Origin of the sequence: Ligilactobacillus sp., assembly GCF_036846325.1 — a bacterium.
Lineage (GTDB): Bacteria > Bacillota > Bacilli > Lactobacillales > Lactobacillaceae > Ligilactobacillus.
In genome coordinates, this window is record NZ_DAIUCE010000209.1 from 1 (window position 1) to 1,120 (window position 1,120).

The 1,120-nt window shown below is 49.9% G+C and carries 1 protein-coding gene; it reads right to left on the reverse strand.

From position 1 onward, the window contains the following. Window positions 1–109 precede the first annotated feature (109 nt). Window positions 110–1,120 (reverse strand): family 1 glycosylhydrolase (locus tag V7Z60_RS10245; RefSeq protein WP_334117699.1); only part of this gene is annotated, 1,011 nt, incomplete at its 5' end.

The window sequence follows — 1,120 nt, forward strand, 5'->3', positions numbered from 1 at the left end:
GACAGAAACAGGTGATTAACGCACTGAATTTCCCCGAAAACAACAAAAAACCCGGGAATATTTCCCGGGAAATAATTGTTTTTGGCAAATTTCAATTCAAACGATTACCTTAATCAAGGTCTGCGCCGTTCGTCTTGATAACTTTCTGATACCAGTAGAATGAATCCTTGCGTGAACGTTCCATCGTCCCGTTGCCTTCGTCATCCTTGTCAACATAGATGAAACCGTAACGCTTGGACATCTGACCCGTTCCGGCTGAAACGAGGTCGATGCAGCCCCATGGCGTATAACCCATCAGATCAACGCCGTCAAGCGTAACTGCCTTCCTGACTTCTTCAAGGTGCGAACGAAGGTAGTCGATGCGGTACGGATCATGAATGCTTCCGTCGTCTTCAACCTTGTCAACGGCACCCAGGCCGTTTTCAACGATAAACAACGGCAAATGGTAACGGTCCGTCAGGTCGTTCAGGGCAATGCGGAGACCAACCGGGTCGATTGGCCAGTCCCAGTCGCTCTTCTTCAGGTACGGATTGTCTGCCTGGGCTTTGAAGACATCATCCAAGTCGTCCGGATTGACGTTCTTTGCCGAAACGGCCATTGACTGGTAGTAGCTGAAGCCGACATAGTCAACAGTGCCTTCCTTGAGCACGATGCGGTCTTCTTCAGTAATGTCCGGACGGAAGCCTTCACGTTCGATGTATGCCTCAACGTTCTTAGGATATTCACCCCAGACTTGAACGTCTGAGAACCAGTCGCGACGCTGAAGGACACGCTGTGCAAGCAGTACGTCTTCCGGAGCAGGAGTTACAGGGTAGACAGGCGCATAGTTGATCATCGTCCCGATCTTGAAGTCAGGGTTAATCTTGTGTCCTTCCTTGACTGCAAGCGCACTGGCAACAACTTCGTAATGAGCCGCCTGATACATGCGGGCTTCGTTGTCCTTTGAGTCCTTGCCAAGCAGCAGGCCGGAATTGGTGCACATCAGGAAGTCATTGTTGAAGGCAGCCTGGTTGTCGATTTCGTTGAACGTCATCCAGTACTTGACCTTGTTCTTGTAACGCTTGAAGCATGTAACTGCAAATTTGACGAAGAAGTCAATCACCTTGCGGTTTTCGAAGCC